This window comes from Bacteroides sp. GD17 (assembly GCF_038448625.1).
In the GTDB taxonomy this organism is placed as follows: Bacteria; Bacteroidota; Bacteroidia; order Bacteroidales; family Bacteroidaceae; genus Bacteroides.
The window spans coordinates 777-5592 of the sequence record NZ_JBCEZS010000036.1; the positions used below are offsets into that span (position 1 = coordinate 777).

At 39.0% G+C, this 4816-nt stretch carries 6 protein-coding genes; 5 read left to right on the top strand and 1 reads right to left on the bottom strand.

Features of this window, described 5'->3' with window-relative positions:
* The 5 genes from AAE250_RS23245 to AAE250_RS23265 all read left to right on the top strand — a co-directional run.
* A partial coding sequence (locus AAE250_RS23245; protein ID WP_342289472.1) for a Txe/YoeB family addiction module toxin occupies positions 1 to 277 on the top strand: 277 nt, incomplete at its 5' end.
* Between the two features lie 9 nt (positions 278 to 286).
* Positions 287 to 511, top strand: coding sequence for a hypothetical protein (locus tag AAE250_RS23250; RefSeq protein ID WP_342289473.1), 225 nt, complete (start codon positions 287 to 289; stop codon positions 509 to 511).
* A 634-nt stretch (positions 512 to 1145) separates the two neighbouring features.
* Complete coding sequence (locus tag AAE250_RS23255; protein WP_342289474.1) at positions 1146 to 2045, top strand: protein rep; 900 nt, start codon at positions 1146 to 1148, stop codon at positions 2043 to 2045.
* Positions 2046 to 2117: 72 nt separating this feature from the next.
* Entirely contained in the window at positions 2118 to 3263 is a 1146-nt protein-coding gene (locus AAE250_RS23260) for a hypothetical protein (protein WP_342289475.1), read from the top strand.
* A 1-nt stretch (position 3264) separates the two neighbouring features.
* A complete protein-coding gene (locus AAE250_RS23265) occupies positions 3265 to 3738 on the top strand; it encodes a hypothetical protein (protein WP_342289476.1) in 474 nt (157 codons plus the stop codon).
* A gap of 20 nt (positions 3739 to 3758) precedes the next feature.
* Here the strand turns inward: AAE250_RS23265 and AAE250_RS23270 are convergent.
* On the bottom strand, positions 3759 to 4816 hold a 1058-nt coding region (locus AAE250_RS23270; protein WP_342289477.1), incomplete at its 5' end, for a relaxase/mobilization nuclease domain-containing protein.

Consider the following 4816-nt stretch of genomic DNA (forward strand, 5'->3'; position numbering starts at 1 on the left):
TAGACCGTCTTCTATGTACAGATTAGTATTTACGGATGATGCCAAAAAGGATTTGTTGCAGCTCCAAAAGAAAGCACCTGTGGCACTCAAAAAGCTAAATATATTATTGGAAGAGATTAGGGAGCATCCGACTACTGGTACTGGTCAAGTAGAAATGTTGAGACATTATAAAGAAGAAACATGGTCCAGACGTATCAATAAGGAGCATAGACTGGTTTATCGTGTATATGAGGATTTAGTAGAGGTTCTTATTATTTCCGCATACGGTCATTATTAAATAATTAATATGGAAACATCAGACAAGAAACCTACCTGCAAGGATTTTGCAGAGTATTTAAAGAAATGTGCGAGTGCCTATGCTAAGCGTGGGAGCCGGGAACTGACCGACAGCCGGGAAGAGTACCAAGACATCTTTGATGATCTGTGTCAGCTTCATGGCGATTTTGACCATGGGGCAAACCGGATCATGTCTTTAAAGGATATGTTTATAGTTTACTTTGAAGCCAAGTAACACTCCATTGAGCGAAGGCAGGGCTTGTCTTTGTGTGCTCCCCCTTTGGGGGACGGGAGGGGGATAGAAAAAATACCACTGGAGATGTCGGATATCCGTCAATTCACTCCAGTGGTATTATTTTGCAACTCTCCCGTATCGCTCGGCAAGGGTTGTCTTTGTGTATGGCAAAGATAGCTATTTTTCCGGAAGTATGCTTGTATTCAAGTGTTTTTATGGGGTATTCATGCAGGGATTGCGCAGCCGGGGGAATGGGGGCGAGCCCCCATACTGGATAAACTAGAAAGTTTCGTGGTAAATGCTTTTTGGCTTGTTGCAGGCAGGTTTTTTGAATGATGTTTGGCAGTTTGGAATGAATTGCCTACTTTTGGGGTGAGATAAAAAACACGAAGCCCATCGGCTCGCTACCAATGGGCTTTGTATATGTTTAATCGGCTTCGCTTCTTACTTTGGTCGGTGGGCAGCGAAACCAACAAAGATACTTTGTATGCGCAAAGATATAACAAATATAACCAACTGCAAAGAAAGTCCGTTAAAAAACGGTTCTGATAGTCTTAAAAAAAAGGCTAAAGTAAAAATCATCTCCCATAACTTTACTCGAAAACTTTCGGAAAAGAATCCGGAAAGCAAATTAATGAAAGCGTACATGGATGCCCATGTGTGTTCAAATGTTTATACCGTGCAGGGTGGTAAGGCTCACTCCCATTACTGCCACCGGGCTTTCTGTCCTATCTGTCAGCGTATTCAAACGGCACAAAATGTAAAGAAGTTCCTCCCGGTTATGAAGTATCTGGCTTCGGAAGGTAGGGAGTTTTATTTTGTGACACTTACCTTACAGAACTGTGTAACTGATGATGCAAGGGTTTTGCGTGATTTTATGCGTAAGTGTAACCGGATGTGGGCTGACGGTATAAGGACAAAGCATAAGTTCCGTTCTCTTGATATATCGGGAGTGATCAAGAAGGAGTGTACCTACCATGTGGTGAAAAAAGGTTTGTTTTCGTTCCATTATCATTTTCATATTATTGTTGATTCGTTGGAAGCTGCTAAGTATGTGGTAGCCCAATGGAAGAAGCTGCATGGTTGTACTGTTGCTGATGCCCGTTTTCAGAAATATAAGAAGATAGAAGATTTGGAGAATGCAGCGATAGAGGTTTTCAAGTATGCTTCAAAGGCTTCTGTTTCACGTTCGAAAGGTCGTGACGGTAAAGAGAAGGTTCAGATAAATTATAGAGCACTGGATATGATTTATACCGCTATGCATGGGATGCAGCGTATGAGTAGTTTCGGGCAGTTCCGCACTATGATAGGAGATGAAACGTTGAATGATTTTAAGGATGAAGATTTAGTTCTTGATGTGGAAGGCTTGAATGTGGAGGATGGTTGTTATACTTGGTATATGTCCGTGAAAGATAAGGTGGCTGATTGGTATAATATGGAAACAGGGGAGGCATTATGCTGTTATAGGGTTACAAAAAAGGATGAATTGTTGCAGGATATTTATCTTGAGGAAAAAAATAGTCCTCCAAAGTAATTATTTTCTTTTTTTTGAGAGTGTTTTGTTGTTTTTTTGTAGCTTTATGGAGTTAATTTAAATTCTACTGTTATGAAAAGATTTGTTATTTATTTAGTTGGCTTTTTTGCCGTATTGGGTTTGTGGTCTTGTTCTTCTGATGATTTGTTGAATGCAGAAGAAGTGAATGTAGAAGAAGTGACTTTGACTTCTGCTGGTGAATCTTTTGAAAAGGCTCAGAATTTGTTTGATTCTTTTAGACCTAAAGTGACTCGTAATGGAGAGTTAGGTCAGATTGATTATCCAGATTATTTTGGAGGGTGTTATATTGATGAAAATGGTACATTAAAAGTGCTTGTGAAAGGGAAGTTAGAGAATAGTGTTAGTTTGTTATCTTCTGTTATAGGTTCTGATGGCGTTTCTTATGAAGAGTGTTTGTATTCTCGAAATGAATTAATGGAATTAAAAAAGCAAATTGCTGATTATGTAATTAATAATACTAGTTCTTCTATATCTAAGAATATTGATTTTGTATCGTTTTCTTGTAAGAAAAATAGAGTTGTCGTTGGTTTGAAGAGTTGTTCTGGTAGTGATGTAGAATTGTTTAAAAGTGTAGTTTTAGATGCGGAACCTTTGGTCTTTGTAGCTTCTGATACTAAAAATGTAGAGCAAGGAGATGTTGCTTCAGGGCAGCAGATATACGCTGGTGGATTTAATGGATCTGTTGGGTATAAGGCTAATTATGGAGGATATACTGGGTTTGTTACGGCTGCTCACCTTGTTGGCTCCGGTGAGGATGTATATTTAGGTTCGGATCATTCACAAAAGATTGCGACTTGTAGAACTGCAATGCATCAAGGTACTGTAGATGCTGCTTTTTGTGGTATGAATAGTGGATGGTATATGAATATTGGTGTTTATGGACAATCATTTGTGAATATAAACACAGTTGAGGGAACTACAGTAGAAGGTTCATGGGTGAAAAAATATGGATATAATGGTTATTCTGAGGGATATGTGATAGATGAAAGCTATGATGCGTGGGTCAGTAATGTTTATATGATGGATTTGGCAAAGACAACTTATGCAAGTACTGGTGGAGATAGTGGAGGTTTAATTCTTTCTCAAACAGATGGTCGTATAATGGGTATTCATCAGAGTGGTAGTAATGGTATTGGTAATTATTGCAAGGTTGGTAATATTAATTATATGTTAGGAATAACATTGGCAACTTGGTAATATGAAATTTTCATTTCTTCTATTGCTTCTTTTATTTGGAAAAAATATTTCAGCTAAGAATGAGTATTCTTGGAAATATGTGAAGACCGAAGTATATAAGGTTTATTATAATGTTTATGTAAATCAATGGTTTAAAGAAACAACTTCTGAGTTGAATGTTTTTGAAGTTTCCATAGATGAAAATGTGAGTGAAGCTAAAATTAGATTTCGGAATTTTTCAGATTCTGTTGTTTATTGGGGATTGGATGATTTGGAATATTATAAATTATTCAAGGAAGGGAGAGCAACAAAGTTGCGGAATGATGTGGATGTAACTAGTCTTATGTATGAAGCAGGGGTGAATAAAGAAGCTGAAATTCCTTTTTATTTATGCTGTATGGATTCTATGGGAAGTTTTTTTGTAAAAGTAAAAATGAAAGCATCCGATTACACTAAATATTATATTTATGTGTATTTGGAAAAGATAAAAGAATGAGAGGTGTTAAGCAGAGGGGGCTATAAATGAAACCCTCTGCTTATTTTAAATGTTTTTTGTAATTCGTTCCAAAGTTCTTTGAGAAAGTTTTTAAAGTGTGTGTCATTTAGCCAAATAGTAGTAATACCGTTCCGGCTTTTGGCGATATCTATCTTCACGTTTTTAACCTGGTATGATTTTCTCTTGTCCTTGTCGTAAAGGTTTCCGGTGTAGTGTATTTCTTTGCCGGTAAGGAGTTGCCGGATATCGTTGTTTTGTACTCCCATACTCCGGAGTTCTTCTATGTTTTCCTCTGCGTTTTCCATTTCCGGAAACAGTTCCGTTATAGGTTTGAGTTTGGCTGCTTGTGCTTTTATTTGTCTTTCGGCTGTTTCCTGTGCTCTTTGCATCGCAATGGTGTTGGTTCTTAGCTGTCCTTCCAGATTTTGGTTTTTGAATGATAGGTCGTAATTTTCTTTTTTGAGGGTTTCAATCTCCTTGGCTTGCTTTTTTACCTCCCCTACGTTAAAGACGCTTGTAACGGCATTGAAAACGGTTTTCCCGGCTTTTGCTGCGGCTTCCTTGGCTTCGTTGATGTGGATATCGGTTTTCATGCTTTTTAATTCTTTCCGGACGGTATCGAGTTCATCTAAGATTTGGTTGACTTTTTGGGTTCCCGTGGAGTATTCCCGGCTGAGCTGCTCGATGTCTTTTTGAAGCTGCCCGGCTTTTTCCGTTTCCATTTGGTTTTTGTATTGCATGGCCGACAAGTGTTTCCGGTCTGAAGAAACGCCACGTTCCATGTTCAAGCACTCGGCTGTTATGGTCTGCATCTCCGCCATGTCGTGTTTGTTCAGCTTTACTGTTTTCCCGGTATGTCCGTCCGTCCAGTCGAAGATCATGTGCGCATGATAGTTCGGTTTCCATGCTTCTTCCCTACCGTCCCATACGTTTGCGCCTTCATCCTTATGGGTGTAGATTTGAAAAGCGTGTACTCCGAAGCGTTCCTCCAACTTTTCAGCTAGGTTCTGAAGCTGCTGAAGTGTGGTGTCCTCGCTGATCACGATTACCCCTTCCCGGATTGGGGTCGCTTTTTTTT

Excerpts from the sequence above, each read along its gene's own strand:
- AAE250_RS23250 (WP_342289473.1), top strand. The coding sequence starts at position 287 with ATGGAAACATCAGACAAGAAACCTACCTGCAAGGATTTTGCAGAGTAT.
- AAE250_RS23255 (WP_342289474.1), top strand. The coding sequence starts at position 1,146 with ATGAAAGCGTACATGGATGCCCATGTGTGTTCAAATGTTTATACCGTG.
- AAE250_RS23260 (WP_342289475.1), top strand. The coding sequence starts at position 2,118 with ATGAAAAGATTTGTTATTTATTTAGTTGGCTTTTTTGCCGTATTGGGT.
- AAE250_RS23265 (WP_342289476.1), top strand. The coding sequence starts at position 3,265 with ATGAAATTTTCATTTCTTCTATTGCTTCTTTTATTTGGAAAAAATATT.